Here is a 23,894-nt window from a genome sequence, read left to right as displayed (position 1 = left end):
CACGCGAACGCCGCAGGGATCCCGGTGATCCCTGCGGCGTTCGTGCGTTTCTGCGGACTCAGACCTGGCCGTGCAGCGAACTCTCCACGCCGCTGATCCGGGCCTGCTCGTCGAAGCGGATCGTCGCGGTGCCCGAGGCATCCGTCACCGTGGCGCCGGAGAACGACTCGTCCGTCCAGGTGAGGGTCCACCCGGCGAGGCGGGCGAGGTCCCAGACGGCCGTGCGGGCGTCGGGTAGGGGCGTCTGCGCGAGGGTGCGGGGGAGGGCCACCACCGTGTCGGCGACCGTGAGCGGGGCCAGCGGCGCGTCGAGCAGGAACACCGCGCGGGTGCCGCCGTCGACGGGTGCCGAGTAGTACGGGGAGCGTCCGGTGAGCTCGACCGCGACGCCGCCGATCGTGTGCGCCGCGCGGGCGATCCAGTCCGCGTCGCCCGAGGCATCGGCGGGGAACGGGACCTCGGGGGCGGTGAGCTCGGCGATCCCGTGCTGCTCGCCGTAGGCGCGGAGCTGTGCCGCGACGCCCTGGGGGTCGCCCTGCGGGTGCGCCCACGCCCACAGCAGCGAGCGCGGACCGGGGGCGATCGTGGCGATGAGGTGCGCGCGGGTCACGAGCTGCCGGGTCGGGTCGGCGTTCGCGGTGAAGGTCAGGGTCCCCGCAGCGAGATCGGCGTCCCACCGGTGCTCGCCGAGTGCGTCGGCGGCCGCGGAGAGGGCGTCCTGGCGGAGCGCGGTGAAGAGGGCGGCACGGTCGGCGAGGGGCTGCAGCGGGGGGAAGGTCATGCTCACAGTCTCGCCGGGATTGCTATGAATCCGCCACTCCCGCGCGCTCCGTGACGGCCGCCGCGGAGCGCCCCATCCGCCATACCGCGGGCACGAGCAGCGTCACCAGGGCGATCGTGGCGTAGAGGACGGCGGAGGTGGTGAGCACGGTGGCCGGTTCCGCGTGCGTCACCAGCCAGCCGTACACGAGCGTGCCGATGGGCATCACGACGAAGCTGCCGAGCATGTCGTAGCTCGCGACCCGCGAGAGCTTCTCGCCGGGGATGTTCTCCATCATCGCGAGGTTCCAGCCGGTCGCGAAGACCTCGGCCCCGGCCCCGGCCACGAACGCGGCCATCGCGAGCAGCACCACGGCCGGGTGCACGCCGAGGAGGGTGAGCGGCAGGGCGAACACCGCCATCCCGATCATCCCGTAGCGCAGGGGGCGGCGGAGCGGGAACCACATCAGCAGCAGGGTCATCACCAGGACCCCCGCGCCCTCCGCGCTCACGACCCACCCCCAGCCGGAGATGCCGAGGCGATCGTCGTTCTTCGCGATGTAGGGGCCGACGACGCCCCAGGCGCCGACGTGGATCGCGTTCATGATCATGAAGGCCAGCACGATCGTCCACAGCCAGGAGCGGCTCCAGAACTCGCGCCAGCCCACCCGGAGGTCGTGGAACATCGTGGTGCCGCCGGAGGCCGCAGGCGGCGGGAGCTTCACGAGGGCGAGGACCGGGATCGCGAGCAGCCAGCCGGCCGCCTGCACGACCATGGCCCACGCGGGTCCCGCGGTCGCGACCAGGACGCCCGCGATGACCGGCCCGCCGATCGTGACGGCCGAGCGGACGAACGACAGCATCGCGTTCGCCTGCTGGAGGTGCGCGGGAGTGGTCAGCTGCGGGATGATGCCCTGCATCGCCGGGAGCACGAACGCGGACGAGGCGCCGTTGAGCGCGGACAGCACCGCGAGGAGCGGGACCGTAGCCGTGCCGGTGAACAGCAGAGCGGCCATCGCCCCGACCGACAGGATGTCCACGACGTAGCAGGACTGGATGATGAGGGCGCGGGGGAGGCGGTCGGCGACGACCCCTCCGAACAGGACGAACACGATGTTGCTGATCGTGAAGGCCGCGAGCACGATCGAGAGCGAGCGGGCGTCGTTGTCGATCTCGAGCACCGCGAACGCCAGGGCGATGGCCGACATCGAGCCGGTGACGAGCGTCAGGGCGCGCGCGAGGAAGAACCACCGGAAGTTGCGGTCCTGCATCGCCGCCAGTCTGTGCACCGGCTCATCCTTCCCGGCCGCTTCGAATCGCGCAAATGGCCCCATTCCGGCCGCGGATGGAGCCAGGTGCGCGACTCGAAGTCAGTAGCTGGGGCGGCCGGGGGCGTCGGAGCGGGGGAGGAAGCGGGCGGCGAGGGCCTCGGAGGCACGGGCGAGGAGGGCGACGTCGGCGCCGACGGCCACGAAGTCCGCGCCCGCCGCGAGATACGCGTCGGCGGCGGAGGGGTCGAAGGCGTTCACGCCCACCGGCTTCCCGGCGGCGCGGACCGCGGCGAACACCGATTCCACGGCGGCGACCACGTCCGGATGCGTCTGCTGTCCGAGCAGGCCCATCGACGCGGACAGGTCGGAGGGGCCGACGAACACCGCGTCCACCCCGTCGACCGCGGCGATGTCGGCGGCGGCCTCGACCCCCGCGGCCGTCTCGATCTGCACCGTCAGCGACACGTGCTGCGCGGACTCCTGCAGGTACCTGTCGACGCGGTTCCAGCGAGCGCTGCGGGCCAGGGCGCTGCCGACCCCGCGGACGCCCTCGGGGGGATACCGCGTCGCGGCCACGGCGGCCCTGGCCTCGTCGGCGGACGACACCATCGGCACGATGAGGTTCTGCGCGCCGAGGTCGAGCACCTGCTTGATCGCGACCGCATCGTTGAAGGGCACCCGGACGAGCGGGGTGACCGGATAGGCCGCGACCGCCTGGAGCTGGGTCAGCACGGACTCGAGCGTGTTCGCCGAGTGCTCCATGTCGATGAGCAGCCAGTCCAGCCCGGACCCCGCGGCGACCTCGGCGAGCAGCGGGCTGCCGGAGCACACCCACATGCCGACGAAGGGGCGGTCGGACGCGGCGAGCTGCTCACGGAAGGACGGATCTAGACGAAGCGGCATGTGATGGTCCCCATCGGTCCGTAGTCGCACAGCACCTCGTCGCCGCGCGACACCCACATCGGGCGTGTGAACGATCCTGCCAGGATGATCTCGCCCGCCTCCAGACGCGCGCCGTGCTGATGGAACTTGTTCGCGAGCCAGGCGACTCCGGTGGCGGGGTGGCCGAGCACACCTGCGGCGACACCGGTCTCCTCGATCTCCCCGTTGCGGGAGAGCACGCCGGGGACCCACCGCAGGTCGATCTCGTCCGGGCGCTTGCGCACCGTCCCCAGCACCATCGCCCCGTAGGCGGCGTTGTCGCTGATGGTGTCGACGATCGTGCGGCCCTCGAGCTCGATGTGCGAGTTCAGCACCTCGAGGGCCGGCACGGCGTAGTCGATCGCGGCGAGGGCGTCGTCCAGCGTGCAGTCGGGGCCCTCCAGGGGCTCCTTGAGCACGAAGGCGAGCTCGACCTCGATGCGGACGTTGGAGAAGTGATCGGTGGGGATCTCCGCGCCGGACTCGTACACGGTGTCGTCGAACATGACGCCGTAGTCGGGTTCGGTGATCCCCGTCGCCTGCTGCATGGCCTTCGACGTCAGACCGATCTTGCGGCCCACGAGCCGACGTCCGGCCGCGACCTGCGAGTCCCGCCACACGCCCTGGATGGCGTACGAGTCCTCCACGGTCGCCTCGGGGTATCGCGCGGTGATGCGCGGGATCACCCCGTGGGTGCGGTCGGCCTCGGCGAGCTCCGCCGCGATCTGCGCGATCGTCTCCTCAGACAGCATCCGTGACCCCTAGAGCTGGTGGCCGAGCTTGTACTCGCCCTGCTTGTACTCGGGCATCGAGGTCTCGCCCTCGTCCGCGCGGGTGTAGGAGAAGCCGTCGGCGCCGATCGTCACGGCCATCTCGCTGGAGTCCGTGCGGGCGATCACCGGCTGCGGGTTGCCGTCGAGGTCGAGCACGAGCGAGGCGTCGGTGTACCAGGAGGGGACGACGGGGGTACCCCACCAGTCACGGCGCTGGTTGTCGTGCACGTCCCAGGTGACGACAGGGTTGTCGGGGTCACCGGTGTAGTAGTCCTGCGTGTAGATCTCCACGCGGTGGCCGTCGGGGTCGCGCAGATAGAGGTAGAACGCGTTGGAGACGCCGTGCCGGCCGGGGCCGCGCTCGATGGCGTCGGAGCGGCGCAGCGCCCCGAGCTTGTCGCAGATCGCGAGGATGTTGTGCTTCTCGTGCGTGGCGAAGGCGACGTGGTGCATGCGCGGACCGTCGCCGCCCGTCGCCGCGGTGTCGTGCACGGTGGGCTTGCGGCGCATCCACGCGGCGTACACGGTGCCCTCGTCGTCCTGGATGTCCTCGGTCACACGGAAACCGAGGTCCTGGTAGTGGCGCACCGCGCGCGGCACGTCAGGGGTGACCTGGTTGAAATGGTCGAGGCGCACGAGCTCGCCGGGGGTGTGCAGGTCGTACCGCCAGGACAGGCGCTCCACGTGCTCGGTGGCGTAGAAGAACTCGTACGGGAAGCCGAGCGGGTCGACGACGCGCACCGAGTCGCCGATGCCCTTCACGAAGCCGTTCTCCTGCCGACGGACGTCGCAGCCGAGCTCCGTGTAGAACTCCACGGCACGGTCGAGGTCCTCCGCGGCGCGCACCCGGTACGAGAACGCGGCGACTGCGGCGATCGGCCCCTGACGCAGCACGAGGTTGTGGTGGATGAACTCCTCGGTCGAGCGCAGGTAGATCGCCTCGTCGTCCTCCTCGGTCACGTACAGGCCCAGGATGTCGACGTAGAACTGGCGCGAGGCGGCCAGGTCGGTCACGACGAGCTCCATGTACGCGCACCGCAGGATGTCCGGCGGGGTGCTCTTCGGCGTCGCGACGGGGTTGTCGCTCTGGATCGGTGCCTCCTGGCTCACGTAGTAGCCGGAGGAGGTGAGGGTCTTGGCGGTCTTGTCGGTCATGTCAGCGTCCTTGCTTGTGTCCGGGGGCGTCAGTTCTTGCCGAACGTCGGGTTGTGCGGGGTCGAGGCGAGCGTGATGTGCACGCTCTGCTGGTCGGTGTAGAAGTCGATGGAGCGGTAGCCGCCCTCGTGGCCGAGGCCCGACGCCTTCACGCCGCCGAAGGGCGTGCGCAGGTCGCGGACGTTGTTGCTGTTCAGCCACACCATCCCGGCCTCGACGGACTGCGCGAACGTGTGGGCGCGCTTGAGGTCGTTCGTCCAGATGTAGGCCGCGAGGCCGTACTTCGTGTCGTTCGCGAGCGCCAGCGCCTCCTCGTCGGAGTCGAACGGGGTGATCGCGACGACCGGGCCGAAGATCTCCTCCTGGAAGATGCGGGCGTCGGGGGCCACGTCGGCGAACACCGTCGGGGCGACGAAGTTCCCCTCCTCGAAGCCCTCGGGGCGACCGCCGCCGGCGACGAGGCGGCCCTCGGTCTTGCCGATCTCGACGTAGGACATCACCTTGTCGTAGTGCTCGGGGTGCACGAGCGCGCCGACCTCGGTCTCGGGGTCGTGCGGGTAGCCGACCTTGACGCGCTGCGCCTGCGCGGCATAGCGCTCCACGAACTCGTCGTAGATCGAGCGCTCCACGATGATGCGGGACCCGGCGGTGCAGCGCTCGCCGTTGAGGGAGAAGACGCCGAAGATCGTGGCGTCGACGGCGGCCTCCAGGTCGGCGTCCGCGAAGACCACGGCGGGCGACTTGCCGCCGAGCTCCATCGACAGGCCCTTGAGGAACGGGGCGGCGTTGCCGAAGATGATCTGTCCCGTGCGGCTCTCGCCGGTGAAGGAGATGAGCGGCACGTCGGGGTGCTTCACCAGGGCGTCGCCGGCGTCTTCACCGAGGCCGTTGACGAGGTTGAAGACGCCCTGCGGGAGCCCCGCCTCCTCGAAGATGCCCGCCCACAGCGAGGCGGAGAGGGGCGTGAACTCGGCCGGCTTGAGGACGACCGTGTTGCCGGTCGCGAGCGCGGGCCCGAGCTTCCACGACTCCAGCATGAACGGCGTGTTCCAGGGGGTGATGAGTCCCGCGACACCGATCGGCTTGCGGTTGACGTAGTTCATCTGCTTGCCGGGCACCTTGAAGGCGTCGTCGGCCTGCGCGACGATCAGGTCGGCGAAGAAGCGGAAGTTCTCGGCGGCGCGGCGGGCCTGGCCCAGGGCCTGCGTGATCGGCAGGCCGGAGTCGTAGGACTCCAGCTCCGCGAGGCGGGCGTCGCGCGACTCCACGATGTCGGCGATCCGGTGCAGCACGCGCGAGCGCTCGCGGGGGAGCATCCGGGGCCATGGACCATCGTCGAAGGCGCGCTTGGCGGCGGCGACGGCCCGCTCGATGTCGGCCTTCTTGCCGGCGGCTGCCGTCGTGTAGGTCTGGTTCGTCACCGGGTCGAGCACGTCGAACGTGTCGCCGTCGATCGAGTCGACGAAGGCGCCGTCGATGTAGTGCTGGATGTGGTCGGGCAGGTCGGCGGGGATACGGGAGTCGGTCATGATGCTTCTCCTTCGGCGGGGACGGAACGGGTGTGCAGGGCGTCGAGGAACGCGTCCCTCGTGCGCCACCGGTGGTTGCGGGCGGCGAGCTCGATCTCCAGCGGCTCGGCGCCGTCGCGGATGAGCTCGAGGATCTGGGTGTGCTCGTCGACCGAGTGGTGGGCGCGGCCGGGCACGTAGGCGAAGGTCGAGTCGCGGATGCCGGACAGCCGGGCCCAGCCGCGGTGCACGAGGTCGAGCAGGTGCGGGTTGGGGCAGGGCTCGAACAGCACGGAGTGGAACTGCCGGTTGAGCTCGGTGAACGTGTGCGGGTCGAAGTGGTCGAGCAGGCGGCTCATGCGCTCGTTGACCTCCGCGGCCTGCGCGAGCGCGTCCGCGTCGAGCAGGGGAGCGGACAGCGCGGTCGCCGCACCCTCGACGAGTCCGAGCGTCTGCATGGTGTGCGCGTACTCGCCCTCGTCCACGAGGGTCACCCGGGCGCCGACGTTGCGCTCGAAGGTCACGAGCCCCTCGGCCTCCAGGCGGCGGATGGCCTCGCGCACCGGGACCACGCTCATGCCCAGCTCCTCGGCGATCGGCCCGAGGACCAGACGGTAGCCGGGACCGTAGGTGTGCGCCGAGATGCGCGCGCGGATCCAGGCGTACGCCTGCTCCGACTTGCTGGCGCTCTCGACCGTGCTCACTTCCGCTCCGCTCCGGTGCCGGTCGCCTGCTCGTAGCGGGCGCGCCATTCGGCGTTCATCGGGAACAGGCCGTCGACCGGGTGTCCGGCGGCGACCTGCTCGGCGATCCAGGCGTCCTCGATCTCCTGGGCCACGGCGTCGGCGGCGACCTCGGCGGCGAGAGCCGGCGGGATCACGATCACACCGTCGCTGTCGCCGACGATGATGTCGCCGGGCTGCACGGTGGCACCGCCGCACGAGATCGTCACGTCGACGTCCCACGGCACGTGCTTGCGGCCGAGTACGGACGGGTGCGCGCCCTGGGAGAAGACCGGCAGCCCGATCTCGGCGACGGCCTGGAAGTCGCGGACGCCGCCGTCGGTCACCACGCCCGCCGCACCGCGGGTCTGCGCGCGCAGGGCGAGGATGTCGCCGAGCGTGCCGGTGGTCGCGTCGCCGCGGGCCTCGATGACGATGATCTCGCCCTCGGCCACGGCGTCGAACGCGCGCTTCTGTGCGTTGTACCCGCCGCCGTGGCTCCGGAAGAGATCCTCGCGGAACGGCACGAAGCGCAGGGTCTTCGCGGTGCCGACGATCTTCGTGTCCGGGAGGTTCGCAGAGACACCGTCGATGAAGCAGGAGTGGTGTCCGCGCTTGCGCAGCTGTGCCGAGAGGCCGGCAGTGGGGGCCTCGAGAAGCTGTGCGCGGAGCTCGGGAGTGAGCGTGGGCGCGGTGTCCTCGGCGGGCAGGCCCGCGGCCTCGCGGGAGCCCCAGGCCTCGGTGCGCTGGAGGTCGTCGACGGCGGGGAGCGAACCGAGGTCGCCGTCGAAGGGTACATCGCCCTGCGTGACCGTCGTGATCAGGCGGCCGGACGTGGGAGCGCCGGGGGCGTCCGGGGCGTCGACCTCGATCTCGACCAGGTCGCCGGGGACGATGACCGAGGATCCTGCGGGAGTGCCGGTGAGGATCACGTCGCCGGTCTCCAGCGTGAAGTGCTGGGAGAGGTCGGCGACGAGCTGGGCCAGCGGGAAGATGAGGCCCGCGGTGGTGTCGTCCTGACGGAGCTCGCCGTTCACCCAGGCGCGCACGCGGAGGGCCGCCGGGTCGACCGTGCGGGCGTCGATGAGCTCCGGGCCGAGCGGGGTGTACCCGTCGCCGCCCTTGGAGCGGACGTTGGAGCCCTTGTCGTTCGCGCGCAGATCGTAGAGGCCGAGGTCGTTCGAGGCGGTCACCCACTGCACGTGATCCCACGCGTCGGCGAGGGGGACCCGACGGGCCGGGGCGCCGATGATCAGCGCGATCTCCCCCTCGAACGCGAGTAGCTCGGTGCCGGCGGGGCGCTCGACGGTGCCGCCGGAGACGCCGACCGAGCTGGCCGGCTTGAAGAAGTAGGAGGGGTGGGCGGGGCGTCGACCGCGCTGGTCGGCCCGCGAGGCGTAGCTCAGGTGGATCGCGATGATCTTCCCAGGGCGGGCGATGGTGTCCGTCACGGATGCGCCTCCTCGCGCTCGTCAGGACGCGTTGTGCGTCGTATCCGAAATCATATATCATCGTCTCACCCCTCGGCAAGCAGATCGGATTCACGTCCGTGCGCGCCGTGACAACGCGGTCACAAGCACAAAGGAGACACCCCATGAGCGGGCAGTCACAGGATGGGTTCACACCCACCGGAACCATCGCGACGGCGGCCGACCGGCGTCGTGTCGTCTTCGCCACCGTCGTCGGGACCACCGTCGAGTGGTACGACTTCTTCATCTACGCCACGGCGGTCGGGCTCGTCTTCGGACAGCTCTTCTTCGCGCCGCTCGGCGCCAACAGCGCTCTCGTCGGCTTCGCCACGGTCGGTGTGAGCTTCCTCTTCCGGCCCCTCGGCGCGTTCCTCGCGGGCCACTACGGCGACAAGCTCGGCCGCAAGGCGGTGCTGATGTGGACGCTGATCCTCATGGGTGCCGCGACCGCCCTGATCGGTCTGCTCCCCACCTACGAGACCATCGGCGTGATGGCGCCGATCCTCCTGGTGCTGCTGCGCATCGTGCAGGGCATCTCGGCCGGCGGCGAGTGGGGCGGCGCGGTGCTGATGGCCGTCGAGCACGCCCCTCGCAAGAAGCGCGGCATCTTCGGCGCCTCCCCGCAGATCGGCGTGCCGCTCGGCCTGCTGCTGGCGTCGGGCGTCATGGCGCTGATGACCGCGATCGCTCCGGGAGACCAGTTCCTCGCCTGGGGCTGGCGCGTGCCGTTCCTGCTCAGCGTCGTGCTGATCCTCGTGGGCTACTACGTCCGCCGTCGCGTGGAGGAGAGCCCGGTGTTCGCCGAGCTCGCCGAGCGCAAGGAGAAGGCGAAGATGCCGATCGTGCAGCTCTTCCGCAAGCACCTGCTGCTCGTCATCATCGCAGCCCTCGTCTTCGCCGGGAACAACGCCGTGGGCTACATGACCACCGGCGGCTACATCCAGGGCTACGCCACGAACCCCGACGGACCCATCGGGCTCGAGCGCGGGCCGGTGCTGTGGGCCGTCACCGGATCGGCCGTGACCTGGCTGCTGACCACGATGCTGGCCGGCTGGGTGTCGGATCGCATCGGCCGTCGCACGACATACCTCATCGGCTGGGTGCTCCAGCTCGTCGGCGTGTTCACGCTGTTCCCGCTCGTCAACACCGGCGAGGTGGGGCTGCTGTTCGCGGGCCTCGCGATCCTCACGATCGGCCTCGGCTTCACCTACGGGCCGCAGGCGGCGCTGTACACCGAGCTGTTCCCCGCGAGCATCCGGTTCTCCGGTGTCTCCATCTCCTACGCGATCGGCGCGATCGCCGGTGGGGCGTTCGCGCCCACCATCGCGACGTTCATCGTCGATCAGACCGGCTCCACCGAGGCGGTCACCTGGTACCTCGCGGGCATGACCCTCCTCGGTCTCGTCGCCACGCTCCTGCTGCGCGACCGGTCGGGCATCCCGCTCGGTCCGGACCACGAGGAGGAGCAGTCCGTCAGCCCGATCCGCGGGCTCGCGAAGGTCTGACCCGGCGATCCGAGAGCGCACGTCCCTGAGGGGGCGTGCGCTCTCGTGCGTTCCGGCTCAGCCCTCGAGGGCTGAGCGGATGAGGTCGGCGGAACGCTGGAGTCGCGCGGCGATCTCCCCGTCGTCCAGGTCGGTGGCCACGTGCACGACCGCGATCGCGGCAGGACGCTGGCCGCGCAGACGCAGCGGGACGGCGACGGACTGCACCGTGGGGATGACCTCGTCGTGGCTCGTGGCATAGCCGCGTACGGCGGCGGTGTCGATGTCGGCGCGCAGGGCGGGGGAGATGCCGACGGGCACCTCCGCCGGGTCGAGCTGCGCGAGGATCGCCTTCCCGGGAGCGCCGACCGTGACGGAGTGCCGCGCGCCGGGGCGCTGGGCGACGCTCGCGACGGCGTGCCGCGGTTCGACGCTGGCGAGGGTGATGCACTCGGCGCCATCGAGGACGGCGAGGAAGCAGGTCATGCCGAGCTCGTTCGCGATGGCGGTCAGCTCCGGCAACGCCTCTGCCTGGAGGTCGTGGGCGACGCCGGCGGCGAGAGCGGCCATGCGGGCGCCGAGGCTCACGGCGCCGCTCGCATCGCGGGTCACGAGGCCGTGATCCTCGAGCGTGCGCAGGAGACGGTAGGCGATGGACCGGTGCACATCGAGGCGCCCCGCGATGACGTCGATGGTCAGCGCGCCGCGGGCGTCGGCGAGCGCCTCGAGGATGCGGATGCCGCGACTGAGCGTCTGCGACGCGGGGGCGGCGGGGCGCTCGGGCATGGCTCTCCTTGCGATGCGCGAGGCACCGGTCTAGGCTGTGTTCAATAGTAGAACACTGTGTTCGAATATAGAACACCGTGTTCCTGGACGCAACACCCGACGAAGACGTCCGGAAGGAATCGACGACGATGCAGTTCCACCACCACGGCTATGTGTCCGGAGACCCGCGCGTGCAGGACGCCGCCGGCACCGGGATCGACCGCCCCGCCGCCCTGCCCGACGAGGTCGACGTCCTCATCGTCGGCTCCGGGCCCGCGGGCATGCTGCTCGCGGCACAGATGTCGCAGTACCCCGACATCACCACCCGCATCATCGAGAAGCGCGAGGGCCGCCTCGTCCTCGGGCAGGCCGACGGCATCCAGCCCCGCAGCGTGGAGACCTTCCAGGCATTCGGCTTCGCCGAGCGCATCATCGCCGAGGCCTACAACATCGGCTGGATGAACTTCTGGGGCCCCGATCCCGAGCACCCCGATCAGATCGTGCGGACCACCCGCACCGCCGACTACGCCTACGACATCTGCGAGTTCCCGCACCTCATCGTCAACCAGGCGCGCGTGCTCGACTACTTCGCCGAGGCGGCGGCCGACGGTCCCGGCCGGATCGTGCCGGACTACGGCGTGGAGTTCCTCGGGCTCACCGTGCACGAGGAGGGCGAGTACCCGGTCGAGGTGCACGTTCGGCACGTCGGTGACGCAGAGGAGCGCGTGGTCCGGGCGAAGTACGTGGTGGGCTGCGACGGCGCCAGGAGCGGCGTGCGGCAGGCGATCGGCCGCACACACGTGGGTGCGAGCGCCGCACACGCCTGGGGCGTCATGGACGTGCTCGTCAACACCGACTTCCCGGACTGGCGCACCAAGTGCGCGATCAACTCCAAGGCCGGCAACATCCTGCACATCCCGCGGGAGGGCGGCTACCTCAGCCGCATGTACATCGATCTCGGCGAGGTCGCCGCGGACGACGACCACCGCGTGCGCCAGACGCCCATCGAGGAGATCATCCGGCGCGCCAACGCGATCCTCCACCCCTACACGCTCGATGTGAAGCAGGTGGCCTGGCACAGCGTCTACGAAGTGGGCCACCGTGTGACGGACGGCTTCGACGACGTCGACCCCGGCGTCGATCGCAGCCCGCGGGTCTTCCTCACCGGCGACGCCTGCCACACGCACAGCGCCAAGGCCGGCCAGGGCATGAACGTGTCGATGCAGGATGGCTTCAATCTCGGCTGGAAGCTCGGTTCCGTGCTGAGCGGCCGTGCCCCCGAGGCGCTGCTCGCCACGTACGGCGCCGAGCGTCGTCCCGTCGCGCAGCAGCTCATCGACTTCGACCGCGAGTGGTCCAGCCTCATGGCCCGCAAGCCGGAGGAGATCTCCGACCCGAACGAGCTGGCCACGTACTACCTCGCGACGGCCGAGTTCCCCTCCGGTTTCATGACCCAGTACACGTCCTCCATGATCACCGGCACCGACGCCCATCAGGAGCTCGCGGTCGGCTACCCGCTGGGCAAGCGCTTCAAGTCGGCGGAGGTCGTGCGGGTCGGGGACGGCAACGTCGTCCACCTCGGGCACCATGCGAAGGCCGACGGCCGCTGGCGGGTCTACGCCTTCGGCGACCGGACCGGGGAGGCGCTCGCCGCGTGGGCGGAGGAGGCGGCGCCGGTGTTCGCGCGGTTCACCCCGGCTGACGCCGACGCCGACGCCGTGTTCGACGTGAAGGCCGTGTACCAGCAGCCCTTCGAGGAGGTCGAGGTCACGACGACGCCCGAGCTCTTCCAGCCGAAGACCGGCCCGCTCGGACTCACCGACTGGGAGAAGGTCTACGCCGCGGGCCCGAGCAAGTGGTGCGAGACGGACATCTTCGAGGCGCGGGAGCTGTCCCGTGACGGCGTCGTGATCGTCGTGCGTCCGGACCAGTACGTCGCCGCGATCCTCCCGCTGGACGGCGTGGACGAGCTGGCGAAGTTCCTGGACGGGGCGCTGCTGCCGGCGCGCTGACCCTCGGCGCACGTCCGGCCCTGGCGGGTGTCGGAGGCCCCGCGTACTGTGAGGGCCGACGGGTGACGGAGCCCGACAGGAGGAGTGCGTGATGGACTGGAAGATCGAACTCATCTTCGTCCCGGTCAGCGATGTCGACCGGGCGAAGGACTTCTACGTGAAGATCGGTTTCAACGCCGACCACGACCATGTGCCGTACGAGGGGCTGCGCTTCGTGCAGATGACGCCGCCGGGATCGGCCTGCTCGATCGCCTTCGGCACGGGGCTGACCACCGGCTTGGAGCCAGGGCAGCAGAACACCATCCAGGTGGTCGTCCCCGACGCCGACGAGGCTCTCGCGCACCTGCGCGGCCTCGGCGTGGAGGCGGAGGGCGTGGACGAGCAGGACTGGGGGCGCTTCGTGCGCTTCGACGACCCCGATGGCAACACCTGGACCCTGCAGGAGCTCCCGGACTACAGCGCCCAGGGGTGACGACTCGGGGTCCGGTTCGGGCTCCGGTTCGGGTTCCGGGTTCGGGTTCCGGGGTCTGGTTCGGGTTCCGGGGTCTGGTTCCGGTTCGGGTTCCGGGGTCTGGTTCGGGGTTCCGGGTCCGATTCGGGTTCCGAGGTTCGGTTCGGGTTCCGGATGCACGATGGCGGGGCGGGTGCACGACCAGGGGCTGAGGTTGGTCGTGCAGGCGGAACCGGCTCGTGCAGACGTTCCGATGCCCGGGGAGGCGGGGTCTCGAGTCGGATGACGGGTGCGCGACGCGGGTGCGGGTGCACGACCCGGGGAGGGTTTCGGCCGTGCAGACGGAGCCGGGTCGTGCAGACGGAGCCGGGTCGTGCCGGTGAGACCGTGCCGTAGGAGCGAGGTACCGGGTGCTGTGACGAATGCACGATCCGGGGACGGATGCACGGCCGGGCGAGGGCTGTGGTCGCGCAGACGGAACCGCGTCGTGCGGTTGACCGCGCGTGCCTCGTACTCCGTCTCTCGAGTCCGAGGAGTCCGCGGCCGGGGTCAGGGGAGGCGGGTGGCTCCGCCCGAGACGACGAGGCCGCCGGAGGCCGGTATCGCGACGCGGAGTTCGCTCGGGCGGCCGACGTGGGCCCCCTGATGGATGCGGACGGTGTCGCCCGGATAGCCCTGGGCGCGGAGGTAGGCGCCGACCGAAGCGGCCGCGGACCCTGTCGCCGGATCCTCCGTGATGCGCCCCACGGGGAAGAGGTTGCGGGCCTGGATCTCGGCAGGATCCTCGGCGTGCAGCACCGTTACCGTGCCGTGCCAGCCCCGCGCGCGCATGAGAGTGGCGACCTCGGCGGGGGAGAAACGGAACTGGTGGAAGAGCTCCCGGTCGGCGACGAAGACGATCGGATGCCAGTTGCCCGCGAACGCCTCGCGGACCGGGAAGCGCGGGTCGACATCGGCCGGCTCCATCCCCAGCAGCGCGAGGAGGCGGTCACGCACGACGGGGTCGAGGTCGCGCACCTCCGGCTCGACGCTCGTGAACGACACCGTGACCCGGCCGTCCGCGTCCGCAAAGGACTCCATCGACACGTCTCCGGCCGCGGTCTCGAACACGACCGCCCCGGGACCCTGCCGTTCGGCGAGGGCGACCGCGGTCGCCACCGTCGCATGACCGCAGAAAGGCACCTCCGCGGCAGGCGACCAGTACCGCACCCGGAAGCGGGAGCCGTCCGCCGCAGCGTCCTGCACGAACGCGGTCTCCGAGTAGCCGACCTCGACCGCGATCCGCTGCATGTCCGCCTCATCGAGCCCGCCCGCCGCGAGCACGACGCCCGCGGGGTTGCCGCCGTCCGGGGTCGCGGCGAAGGCGCTGTAGCGCAGGACCTCGGGAGCATCCGTCATCCCGGGAGCCTATCGGCCCGCGCGGGTCAGGAGTTCACGCGGATGATCTCCTGCTGGTACGGCGCGATCACGTCGCCGGAGATCCGGAGGTCGAGGACGAGGAAGCGCCGGGTCGCCGGGTCCTCCTCGGCCCAGGTGGCCAGACGCTCCAGGTCATCGAGCGTCCGCACGACGACACCCTCCGCGCCGACCGCGGCTCCGAACGCGGCGAAGTCGACCTCGGGGATGCGCATCGGACCCTCGGCCAGGCCCTTCAGTCCGTAGAGGTTGACCTCGGCACCGTACGCCGCGTCGTTCCAGACAACGGCCATGCCGCGTCCGCCCGCCGCCCGCACGGCCGATTCGAGGTCGGCGATCGCCATGAGCCCGCCGCCGTCGCCCGAGGTGAGCACGATGGTCGCGTCACGACGGGCGAGGGCCGCGCCCACCACGCTGGGCCAGCCCTGTCCGATCGACTGGAACGCGGTGCCGATCATCATCATCCGGTCCGGTGCGGCGACCGGCCAGTACATGTTCGCCCAGCCGATGAAGTGTCCGCCGTCCGACACCACGACGCGGTCCTCGGGGAGGAGCTCGGCGATCCGGCGCGCGGCGGAACGCGGGTCGAGGCGTCCGTCGGGTGCGAGGTCGTCCCCGGGCTCGTACGCGCGGGCCGCGGCGACATCGACCGTCTCCCGCCAGGGTCGGGCGGACACAACTGCGGAGCCGGTGCCCGACTCGCCGCCGGAGTCGGGGGTGGCCCCGGCGAGTCCTGCGGCATCTCCGAAGTCGTGCCCGGAGGAGAGGCGGGCGACGAGGGCCTCGGCGGCGAGACGGGCATCGGCGCGCACGAAGCCGCCGACATGGGCATGCGTGGCGGCCGGAGCGGTGTCGATCTGGAACACCCGGGTACCAGGGGCGAAGAGATCGCCGAAGCGCATCGTGAACTGGTTCAGGCTCGCGCCGAAGACCACGGCGACATCGGCGGTCCGCACGAGCTCCATCGCCCCCTCGGCGCCGAAGCCGCCGGTGACCCCGAGGTCGTACCGGGCGTCCGGGAAGATACCGCGGCCGAGGGCGGAGGAGGCGGTGAGGGCCCCGGTCCGCGCGGCGAGGGCGCCCAGAGCCTCGCCGGCGCCGGCCAGCCAGGCCCCGCGGCCGGCGAGGAGGAACGGACGCTCGGCGTCGCGCAGGGCGGCGGCGATCTCATCCAGCATGCCCTCGGCGAAGTCCCCGCGCGGTGCGAGCGGCGTGGGGAGTCGAGGAGCCGGGGCCGCCGGCACCGCGCCCGCCTCGAGGGCGGCGACGTCGTAGGGGATCGCGAGCACCACGGGCACGCGATAGGTGAGGGCGTGCTCGACGGCGATGACGGTGGTCGCGGCGGCATCGGTCCGCCCGACGGTGTAGGTGCGGGCGCCCACCGCCGAGGCCAGCGCGATCTGGTCCACGTCCCACGGACGCGGTCCCGAGGTCGGCTCGTCGCCCACCACGAGGACGAGCGGCACGTGCGCCTGCACGGCCTCGGCCAGCGCCGTGATCGTGTTCGTGAAGCCGGCGCCGTAGGTGGAGGTGCCCGCGGCGATGCGGCCGGACGCGCGGAAGTGGGCGTCGGCCGCGACGACCGCGCCCTGCTCGTGGCGGACGGCGGTGAACGTGGCGTCGGTCTGCGTCTCGAGGGCGTCGAGGAAGTAGGCGTTGCCGTTGCCCATCACGCCGAAGACGGCATCGACGTGCTGGGCGACGGTGAGGGCGACGTGCGCGGAGACGGAGGGCATGGAGAAGCCTTTCGAGACAGGGACGGAGAATGGGGATCCGTATGTGTCTCGCCCTCGCGGCGATGCGAGGTGCTTCGTGCCTCTTTTTCAGGCACCGGCGGGGCCGGACCTGCTCAGTCTAGCGGCGGCTCGGGCGGAGCGGATGCGCGAGAATGGACCGATGACGGATGCATCGATCGAGCGCGAGACGCTCACCTGGGACGGCTTCGGCGTGGCGACGCGCGATCTGGCGCGGAACATCTCGGCGACGGGCTTCGAGCCGGAGGTCGTGGTGGCGATCGCCCGCGGCGGCCTGCTCCCGGCCGGGGCCATCGCGTACGGGCTCGGCGTGAAGAACTGCGGCGCGATCAACGTCGAGTTCTACACCGGCATCGGCACCGTGCTGGACGCCCCGGAGGTGCTGCCGCCGGAGCTCGACATGGCCTACCTCGACGGTCGCCGCGTCCTGCTCGTGGACGATGTCGCCGACTCCGGTCGCACGCTGGCGCTCGCGGTGCAGCTGCTGCAGGAGAAGGGCGCCGACGTGCGCTCCGTCACGATCTACACGAAGCCCTCGACGATCATCCAGCCGGACTTCGCGTGGAAGGACACCGACCTCTGGATCGACTTCCCCTGGTCGTTCCGCGGCACGGTGCGCCAGGAGGACGAAGGCCTCCCGCCCACGGCCTGATCAGGCGTCGTCCGTCGCGCCCCGCCGCAGGGCGAGGAGCGTCTGGATCGTGTCGGCCTCCGCAGCGGTCTTGTCCGGACGGTAGCCCTTGACCCGGGCGAACCGGAGGGCGAGGCCGCCGGGGTAGCGCGGGGACCGCTGCACGCCGTCGATCGCGATCTCGACCACGAGCTCCGGCCGGAGGAACACCGTCGACGCGGAGCGATGGGTCTCGTGCGCCGGGAACTCGTCGGTCTGCCACTGCAGCAGCGCGTCGGTGAGGCCCTTGAACGTCTTGCCGACCATCACGAAACCGCCCGGGTCGCCGAAGTCGCCGTCCGGGTCCCGCGCGCCGAGGTGCAGGTTCGACAGCCATCCACGCCGGCGCCCCGACCCCCACTCGGCGCCGAGCACGACGAGGTCGAACGTGAGCACGGGTTTCACCTTCACCCAGGACTTGCCGCGTCGACCGGCGGCGTACGGCGCATCCACGGCTTTGACCAGCACACCCTCGTGGCCGGCCGCCAGCGCTTCCCGGGACAGACGCTCGGCTTCCTCCGCACTGTCGGTGACGATGCCGGGCATGCGCCACTCACCGGCGACCGCGGCCAGGACCTCCTGACGCACCGACAGCGGCTCGTCGAGCAGATCACGGCCGTCCACGTGCAGGACGTCGAAGAACCAGGGGCGCAGGGCGAGTTCCCGCGCGGCATCCGCACCGAACCGCGACATCGTCTCCTGGAACGGCCGGGGACCGCCGTCCTCGTCGAGCGCCAGCGTCTCGCCGTCGAGGATGACCTCCTGCGCGGGAAGACCGCGGACGACCTCGACGATCTCGGGCAGCCGGTGGGTGACGTCGGCGAGGCTCCGCGTGTAGATGCCGACCTCGTCGCCGCGGCGGTGCACCTGGATGCGCGCGCCGTCGAGCTTGTACTCGACCGAGGCGCGCCCGGTGATCTCCAGAGCGGCCGTGGGCGTCGGCGCGGTGGCCGCGAGCATCGGGAGGACGGGGCGTCCCACCCGGAGCCCGACCTCGTCGAGTGCGCCCTCGGCGCCGGTGAGCGCGAGCAGCGCCGTCTCACCGAGGTCGCCGGAGAGCATGGCGGCTCGTCGCACCGTGGCGGGCGGGGCCTCGGCGGCGCGGGCGATCGCGTCGAGGAGCACGCCGCTCAGCGCTCCGGTGCGGAGCTCGCCGAGCATCGCCCTGGTCAGGAAGTCCCATTCGGGCGCCGTCGCACGGGCGGCGAGGTCGTGCAGGAGGCCGCTGCGGACACCCGCTGAGCCGGAACCGGAGGTGTGCGCGAGAGTGTCGAAGGCGTGGTCGACCTCCGCGATGGTCAGCGTCGGTGTCGTGGTGTGCTCGATCGCGAGGGCCGTCAGCCCCCGCCACCCCACGCCGAGGCGACCCTGGCGGGGTGCCGCGAGGAGCAGCCCCACGAGAGGCGCGATGTCGTCGGCGTCGGCCTGGCGGAGCAGCGCCGCGATCGCCTCGACCTTGGCCAGACGGGACGAGGTCGCGGCGACCTGGTCGGTGGTGGTGACGAGCTCCGAGAGCAGCATGCGGGCATCCTCCCACCGGGGTCGGACACTGCACGAGACGGTTGACACGGCGACCGGGCCGTGGCGTCAGCGCCCGCGGAACTCCGGCTTCCGCTTCTCCTGGAACGCGGCGAAGCCCTCCCGGTAGTCCTCGGTGTCGCACAGGGCGGCCTGGGCCGCGTTCTCGACGTCGATGGATTCCCACAGGGTGAGGCGTTCGTCGCGGATGCGGGCGACGAGCTCCTTGCTCGCCCGGAAGGCGGCCGTGGCGCCACGCGCGGCCTTCGCCGCGGCGGCCGTCGCGGCCGCGAGCACCTCGTCGTCGGGGAAGACCTGCGAGAAGAGGCCGGAGCGTACCGCCTCGGCGCCGCTCATGAGCCGGCCCGTATAGATGAGGTCGAGCGTCTTGTGCGGGCCGAGCCGGTCGAGGAACAGCGCGTGCCCGCCGGAGTCGAGGGTCGCGCCGAGCGCCGCGAACGGGGAGCCGATCTTCGCGGATTCCGCGACGTACACGACGTCCGTCGCGATGAGCAGCCCGAGTCCCACGCCGAGGCAGGCGCCGTGGGCGACGGCGAAGGTCGGCGCCGGGAAGCGGGACATGCGCTGCAGCAGCGGTGTCACCCGCCCGCCGAGGTAGCCCAGCACATCGTCGTCGCGCGGATCGACGGCGGAGATGTCCCGCCCGGCGCAGAACGCCCGCCCTTCACCGCGGAGCAGCAGCGCCCGCACCCCGGCGGCCTCGGCCTCCCGGTACGCGGCGTCGAGCTCCGCGAGGGCGGCCTCGTCCAGGGCGTTGAGCTTCGCGGGGGCGTCGAGCACCACGGTGGCGACGTCGTCGGCGATGGCGAGATCGATCATGGGGTCTCCGGGTCAGACGTCGTAGTCCACGACCACGCGGTCGCTGGTCGGGTGGGACTGGCAGGTGAGCACGTAGCCGCGCTCCAGCTCGTCGGGCTCCAGGGCGTAGTTCTCGGTCATCGTGACGCTGCCCTCCAGCACGCGCGCCCGACAGGTGCCGCAGACGCCACCCGCGCACGCGAACGGGGCGTCCGGCCGCACTCGCAGTGCGGCGTTCAGCACCGACTCGCGCGCTGCGATGGGGCTCTCCACCGTCGACGAGACGCCGTCGAGGTTCACCTCGATCCGCACGGTCTTCTCGCCCGAGCGCACCGTGACCGGTCGGGCGGCCCGCACCGGCTCGTCGCCGGTCGTGAACAGCTCGAACCGCACGTGCTCGCGGGGCACGCCCACGTCGGCCAGCACCTCCCGGCACAGGTCGACGAGTGCGAGCGGTCCGCACAGGAACCACTCGTCCACGTCGGCCGGATCGATCAGCGCGTCGAGGATCGTCCGCAGCTTGGGCTCGTCGATGCGGCCGGACAGCACCGGCGCGGTCCGCTGCTCGCGGGACAGCACGTGGTGCAGCGTGAGCCGTGTCGGGTAGCGGTCCTTGAGGTCGGCGAGGTCCTCCAGGAACATCACGTCCAGCGTCGAGCGGTTCGTGTACAGGAGCGTGAACCGCGAGGTCTGCGAGCGGGAGAGCACGGTGTGCGCGAGGGCCATCAGCGGCGTGATCCCGGAGCCGGCCGCGATCCCGACGACGTGCTTCTCGTCCAGATCGTCGAGGCCGGAGGTGAAGGTGCCCTGGGGGCTCATGACGTCGATGCGGAAGCCCGGGTGCAGGCCGGTCTGGGCCCAGGTGGAGAACGTCCCGCCCTCGTCGCGCTTCACGGCGACGCTCAGGCGGGTGGGTGCCCCGTCGGTGCGATGCTCGGGCGCCCGGCACAGCGAGTACGAACGCCGCACCTCCACGCCGTCCAGCGTCGTGCGCAGCGCCACGTATTGCCCGGGGAGATGGTCGTAGTCGTCGGCGAGCTCCGCGGGCACCGTGAAGGTCACCTCGACGGAGTCCTCGGTGAGCGGCCGGACGTCCTCGACCTCGAGCGTGTGGAACCGGGCACGGCTCCGTGTGCGGTTCGGAGTGGCGGGAGCGGCCGACGGCGTCGTCGCCGGGGCCGGGGAGAACAGCGACATCAGTGCACCTTGAAGTGATCGAAGGGTTCCAGGCAGGCCCGGCACTCGTACAGTGCCTTGCACGAGGTCGACCCGAAGCGGGAGACCTCCCGGGTGTCGAGCGAGCCGCACCGCGGACAGCGCACGCTGAGGGCGAGTCGGATCGGACCTGCGGGCATCGCCGCGCGGCCACTGGGCGGCGCTATCCCGTACTCCCGGAGCTTCTGCTTCCCCGCGTCGCTCATCCAATCCGTCGTCCACGCGGGGGAGAGCACGAGCCGCACCTCGACGTCCGCGAATCCTGCCGCCGTGAGCGCGAGCACGACGTCGTCGCGGATCGTGTCCATGGCCGGGCACCCGCTGTAGGTCGGCGTGATGTCGACGACCACGCGCTCGCCGCGGAGCTCGACCGCCCGCAGCACGCCGAGGTCCTCGATCGTGAGCACCGGCACCTCCGGGTCCGGCACGGCGGCGGCGATCCGCCAGGCCTGAGCCTCGACATCGGCGGTGGTCCGGGTCACCATGACGCCCCCGGATGCCGTCGCGCCAGCACCTGCATCTCGGCGAGGAGGTGACCGAAGGGGGTCGCGTGGGCGCCGTTCCGGCCGCCCGCCGACGACGCCGCCACCGGCGGCACCGCGAGCTCGGCCTCGGCGAACACGGTGGCGATGACCGCGTCGAACGGCGCGCGGAGCGTCGACGGTCGCACGGCGGCGTCGCCCAGCCGGTCGATCAGCGGTTCATCGCGGAACAGCTCGTCGACGTACGGCCACACATCCGCGAGGGCACGGATCATGCGGCGCCGTGACTCCGCCGTCCCGCCCGCCAGGCGCAGCACCCACTGCACGGCGTGGTCGCGGTGGTAGTCGACCTCCTTCAGCGCCTTCTCCGCGATCGCGGCGAGGGTGGGCTCGGAGCTCGCACGGAGCCCGGCATACAGCTCGACGAGGTAGACGGACGCGACGAGCTGGCGGGCGATGGTCTGCGCGAAGTCGCCGTTCGGCTGCTCCGTGATCCAGGCGCTGCGGAACTCCGGCTCGTCGCGGAAGTAGGCGAGGTCGTCCTCGGAACGGCCGTCCCACGTCCCCGCGAAATGCAGGAAGGAGCGGGCATGGCCGAGCAGGTCGAGCGCGATGTTCCCGAGCGCGACATCCTCCTCCAGCTCGGGGGCCCGGGAGATCCAGGCGCCGAGCTGCTGCGACAGGATGAGCGCGTCGTCGCCGAGCCACAGGGCGTATTCAGCGATGTCGGCGCTCGCCGCGGTCGTGCCGGCGCCCGCGAGCTCCTCGCTGAGCCGCAACTCGTCGACGGAGACGTCCCCGTGCGCATCCCCGTGGACGTCGCCGGCTCCTTGAGCGGAGCTGGGTCCCTGAGCGGAGCTGGGTCCCTGAGCGTGTCGAAGGGTCACAGGTGCGGCACCCCCTCGGATGCGGTGTAGTACACCGCATGCCGGTAGTTCTTACCCGCGGGACTCTCGAAGTACGCGCCCTTGGCGTCGGGGTCGCTCGTGGTGATCGCCTCGGCGGGGACCGCCCAGATCGACACGCCCTCGCCCCGGCGGGTGTAGAGGTCGCGGGCGTTGCGGATGGCCATGTCAGCATCGGGGGCGTGCAGCGAGCCGACGTGCACGTGGCTCAGCCCGCGGTTCGCCCGCACGAAGATCTCCCACAGCGGCCAGACCTCCCGTCCCTGGGTCCCTGAGCTCGTCGAAGGGTCGGCCCCGGGGGTCGCCATCACGCCACCGCCCCTTCAGGGGTCAGGCGGGAACGCTGCTTGCGGGCGTACTCCGCGGCGGCCTCCCGCACCCACGCGCCCTCGTCGTGCGCCGTGCGGCGGCGCTCCAGACGCTCGGCGTTGCACGGGCCGTTGCCGCGCAGCACCTGGAAGAACTCGTCCCAGTCGATCTCACCCATCTCGTAGCGACCGGTCTCCTCGTCGAACCGCAGGTCGGGATCGGGGAGGGTGACGCCGAGGATCTCGGCCTGGGGCACGAGCATGCTCACGAACCGCTGACGCAGCTCGTCGTTCGAGAAGCGCTTGATCTTCCACGCCATCGACTGGGCGGAGTTGGGGGACTGGTCGTCGGGCGGCCCGAACATCGCCAGGCTCGGCCAGTACCAGCGGTCGACCGCGTCCTGCGCCATCTGCCGCTGCTCGTCCGTACCCCGCATGAGCGAGAGCAGGATCTCGAACCCCTGGCGCTGGTGGAACGACTCCTCCTTGCAGATGCGCACCATCGCGCGGCCGTAGGGGCCGTAGGAGGCGCGGCACAGCGGCACCTGGTTGCAGATCGCGGCGCCGTCGACGAGCCAGCCGATCGCGCCCATGTCGGCCCAGGTCGGCGTGGGGTAGTTGAAGATCGACGAGTACTTCGCCTTTCCGGAGATGAGCTGGTCCATCATCTCGTCACGGGTGATGCCGAGGGTCTGCGCGGCGGAGTAGAGGTAGAGCCCGTGACCGGCCTCGTCCTGCACCTTCGCCATGAGGATCGCCTTGCGCTTGAGGCTCGGGGCGCGCGTGATCCAGTTGCCCTCGGGCTGCATGCCGATGATCTCGGAATGGGCGTGCTGGGAGATCTGCCGGATGAGGGTCTTGCGATAGGCCTCGGGCATCCAGTCGCGGGGCTCGATGCGCTGCTCGTTCGCGATCAGCTCGTCGAACAGGCGTTCCTCGTCGGAGGTCTCGCCGTCCACGAGGGACAGGTCTGCGGGACTGGTCATCATCGACTCCTCGGGGTCCGGTCCTTCTTTACTGACCGATCGTTAGGTAATTCTGACACACGCGACGGCCCGATTCAACAGGACGTGTCAGCGGGAGCGCGAGATCAGCGCCAGCAGGGCGCGGCCGTAGGCCTCCGCCGGGTCCGGGTGCTCGAACAGCAGGGGAGCCCCGGCGAGCTCGATCTCGACGCGGAACGTGTCGGGGAGGCGGATGAGGGCACGGAACGTCCCGCGGAGCAGGTCGCGCAGCTGGTCCTCGCGCGGCAGCCACACCGCATCGGCGAGGGTCACGGCGTCGAGCGCCCACTCCGTCGTGCCGTTGAAGGCGAGATCCGTGCCGGCCGGCGTCTGCCGCGCCTCGATGGTCATCGCGCTGACCGTGAAGACGTCGGCCTCCGCCTCCAGCTCCACCTCGTCCGGGAGGTCGAGCTGGAACCGGTCACCCTCCGCGGGCTTCCAGGTCAGGCCGGCATCGCGGAGCGCGACGGCGAGTTCGCGGGTGATCATTCCTCCACGCTACGGGTTCCGGGC

23 protein-coding genes are annotated in these 23,894 nt (G+C 71.2%); 4 read left to right on the top strand and 19 right to left on the bottom strand.

Annotated features, from left to right (window positions below; genetic code table 11):
• Positions 1-58: 58 nt before the first annotated feature.
• The 8 genes from AB0N68_RS14975 to AB0N68_RS14940 all read right to left on the bottom strand — a co-directional run bounded on the left by AB0N68_RS14975 (position 59) and on the right by AB0N68_RS14940 (position 8,560).
• A complete protein-coding gene (locus AB0N68_RS14975; protein WP_280569775.1) occupies positions 59-781 on the bottom strand; it encodes a DUF6882 domain-containing protein in 723 nt (240 codons plus the stop codon).
• Positions 782-803: 22 nt separating this feature from the next.
• A complete protein-coding gene (locus AB0N68_RS14970) occupies positions 804-2,048 on the bottom strand; it encodes an MFS transporter (protein ID WP_280569778.1) in 1,245 nt (414 codons plus the stop codon).
• Positions 2,049-2,129: 81 nt separating this feature from the next.
• Positions 2,130-2,933, bottom strand: a complete 804-nt coding sequence (locus AB0N68_RS14965; protein ID WP_259951968.1) for an HpcH/HpaI aldolase family protein — start codon at positions 2,931-2,933, stop codon at positions 2,130-2,132.
• A complete protein-coding gene (locus tag AB0N68_RS14960; protein ID WP_259951969.1) occupies positions 2,918-3,703 on the bottom strand; it encodes a fumarylacetoacetate hydrolase family protein in 786 nt (261 codons plus the stop codon). Before AB0N68_RS14960 ends, AB0N68_RS14965 begins: the two co-directional genes overlap by 16 nt.
• A 9-nt stretch (positions 3,704-3,712) precedes the next feature.
• Entirely contained in the window at positions 3,713-4,879 is a 1,167-nt protein-coding gene (gene hpaD / locus AB0N68_RS14955) for a 3,4-dihydroxyphenylacetate 2,3-dioxygenase (RefSeq protein WP_259951970.1), read from the bottom strand.
• Positions 4,880-4,908: 29 nt separating this feature from the next.
• Positions 4,909-6,408 (bottom strand): 5-carboxymethyl-2-hydroxymuconate semialdehyde dehydrogenase, encoded by a 1,500-nt coding sequence (hpaE, locus tag AB0N68_RS14950; protein ID WP_280569784.1) that lies wholly within the window; start codon positions 6,406-6,408, stop codon positions 4,909-4,911.
• Positions 6,405-7,091 carry a GntR family transcriptional regulator gene (locus AB0N68_RS14945; protein ID WP_025103811.1) on the bottom strand — a complete coding sequence of 229 codons (687 nt, stop codon included), beginning with the start codon at positions 7,089-7,091 and terminating at the stop codon, positions 6,405-6,407. Before AB0N68_RS14945 ends, hpaE begins: the two co-directional genes overlap by 4 nt.
• The gene (locus AB0N68_RS14940; RefSeq protein WP_280571746.1) at positions 7,088-8,560 is read right to left on the bottom strand and encodes a fumarylacetoacetate hydrolase family protein; all 1,473 of its coding nucleotides are present in this window, start codon (positions 8,558-8,560) and stop codon (positions 7,088-7,090) included. Before AB0N68_RS14940 ends, AB0N68_RS14945 begins: the two co-directional genes overlap by 4 nt.
• Before the next feature lie 143 nt (positions 8,561-8,703).
• Between AB0N68_RS14940 and AB0N68_RS14935 the strand changes: the two genes are divergently transcribed.
• Positions 8,704-10,083: an MFS transporter gene (locus tag AB0N68_RS14935; RefSeq protein WP_313362820.1), complete on the top strand. Its 1,380-nt coding sequence runs from the start codon at positions 8,704-8,706 to the stop codon at positions 10,081-10,083.
• 57 nt (positions 10,084-10,140) lie between these two features.
• Here AB0N68_RS14935 and AB0N68_RS14930 read toward each other — a convergent pair whose 3' ends face one another.
• Positions 10,141-10,848, bottom strand: coding sequence for an IclR family transcriptional regulator (locus AB0N68_RS14930; protein ID WP_280569909.1), 708 nt, complete (start codon positions 10,846-10,848; stop codon positions 10,141-10,143).
• Between the two features lie 128 nt (positions 10,849-10,976).
• Here AB0N68_RS14930 and AB0N68_RS14925 point away from each other — a divergent pair, with 128 nt between their 5' ends.
• Positions 10,977-12,839, top strand: a complete 1,863-nt coding sequence (locus AB0N68_RS14925; protein WP_259952188.1) for an FAD-dependent monooxygenase — start codon at positions 10,977-10,979, stop codon at positions 12,837-12,839.
• A 91-nt stretch (positions 12,840-12,930) separates the two neighbouring features.
• The gene (locus AB0N68_RS14920) at positions 12,931-13,311 is read left to right on the top strand and encodes a VOC family protein (RefSeq protein WP_187663491.1); all 381 of its coding nucleotides are present in this window, start codon (positions 12,931-12,933) and stop codon (positions 13,309-13,311) included.
• 528 nt (positions 13,312-13,839) lie between these two features.
• Here AB0N68_RS14920 and AB0N68_RS14915 read toward each other — a convergent pair.
• Together AB0N68_RS14915 and AB0N68_RS14910 are read right to left on the bottom strand one after the other, a co-directional pair.
• Positions 13,840-14,688 (bottom strand): PhzF family protein, encoded by an 849-nt coding sequence (locus AB0N68_RS14915; protein WP_280569905.1) that lies wholly within the window; start codon positions 14,686-14,688, stop codon positions 13,840-13,842.
• Between the two features lie 26 nt (positions 14,689-14,714).
• A complete protein-coding gene (locus tag AB0N68_RS14910) occupies positions 14,715-16,442 on the bottom strand; it encodes a thiamine pyrophosphate-binding protein (RefSeq protein WP_259951996.1) in 1,728 nt (575 codons plus the stop codon).
• Positions 16,443-16,602: 160 nt separating this feature from the next.
• Between AB0N68_RS14910 and AB0N68_RS14905 the strand changes: the two genes are divergently transcribed.
• Complete coding sequence (locus AB0N68_RS14905) at positions 16,603-17,112, top strand: phosphoribosyltransferase (protein WP_187663494.1); 510 nt, start codon at positions 16,603-16,605, stop codon at positions 17,110-17,112.
• On the opposite strand, the gene AB0N68_RS14900 is transcribed toward AB0N68_RS14905, so the two are convergent.
• The 8 genes from AB0N68_RS14900 to AB0N68_RS14865 form a co-directional block, all read right to left on the bottom strand.
• Positions 17,113-18,651 carry an ATP-dependent DNA ligase gene (locus AB0N68_RS14900; RefSeq protein ID WP_313366424.1) on the bottom strand — a complete coding sequence of 513 codons (1,539 nt, stop codon included), beginning with the start codon at positions 18,649-18,651 and terminating at the stop codon, positions 17,113-17,115. It abuts the gene before it with no gap.
• A gap of 66 nt (positions 18,652-18,717) precedes the next feature.
• Positions 18,718-19,488, bottom strand: a complete 771-nt coding sequence (locus tag AB0N68_RS14895; protein ID WP_187663496.1) for an enoyl-CoA hydratase/isomerase family protein — start codon at positions 19,486-19,488, stop codon at positions 18,718-18,720.
• Positions 19,489-19,500: 12 nt separating this feature from the next.
• Entirely contained in the window at positions 19,501-20,664 is a 1,164-nt protein-coding gene (paaE, locus tag AB0N68_RS14890; RefSeq protein WP_313366425.1) for a 1,2-phenylacetyl-CoA epoxidase subunit PaaE, read from the bottom strand.
• Positions 20,664-21,167 carry a 1,2-phenylacetyl-CoA epoxidase subunit PaaD gene (gene paaD, locus AB0N68_RS14885; RefSeq protein WP_259952005.1) on the bottom strand — a complete coding sequence of 168 codons (504 nt, stop codon included), beginning with the start codon at positions 21,165-21,167 and terminating at the stop codon, positions 20,664-20,666. The genes paaE and paaD overlap by 1 nt, the downstream gene beginning before the upstream one ends.
• Complete coding sequence (paaC, locus tag AB0N68_RS14880; RefSeq protein ID WP_396654825.1) at positions 21,161-22,051, bottom strand: 1,2-phenylacetyl-CoA epoxidase subunit PaaC; 891 nt, start codon at positions 22,049-22,051, stop codon at positions 21,161-21,163. Before paaC ends, paaD begins: the two co-directional genes overlap by 7 nt.
• Positions 22,048-22,377 carry a 1,2-phenylacetyl-CoA epoxidase subunit PaaB gene (paaB, locus tag AB0N68_RS14875; RefSeq protein WP_025103829.1) on the bottom strand — a complete coding sequence of 110 codons (330 nt, stop codon included), beginning with the start codon at positions 22,375-22,377 and terminating at the stop codon, positions 22,048-22,050. Before paaB ends, paaC begins: the two co-directional genes overlap by 4 nt.
• Positions 22,377-23,366: a 1,2-phenylacetyl-CoA epoxidase subunit PaaA gene (gene paaA, locus AB0N68_RS14870; RefSeq protein WP_396654799.1), complete on the bottom strand. Its 990-nt coding sequence runs from the start codon at positions 23,364-23,366 to the stop codon at positions 22,377-22,379. The genes paaB and paaA overlap by 1 nt, the downstream gene beginning before the upstream one ends.
• Before the next feature lie 84 nt (positions 23,367-23,450).
• The gene (locus AB0N68_RS14865; RefSeq protein WP_268777147.1) at positions 23,451-23,870 is read right to left on the bottom strand and encodes a pilus assembly protein CpaE; all 420 of its coding nucleotides are present in this window, start codon (positions 23,868-23,870) and stop codon (positions 23,451-23,453) included.
• Positions 23,871-23,894: the final 24 nt, after the last annotated feature.

The sequence above is a fragment of the Microbacterium meiriae genome, from assembly GCF_040685015.1.
GTDB lineage: Bacteria > Actinomycetota > Actinomycetes > Actinomycetales > Microbacteriaceae > Microbacterium > Microbacterium meiriae.
The sequence above is the reverse complement of the archived record's forward strand: the minus strand, read 5'-3'. Positions and strand labels throughout refer to the sequence as shown.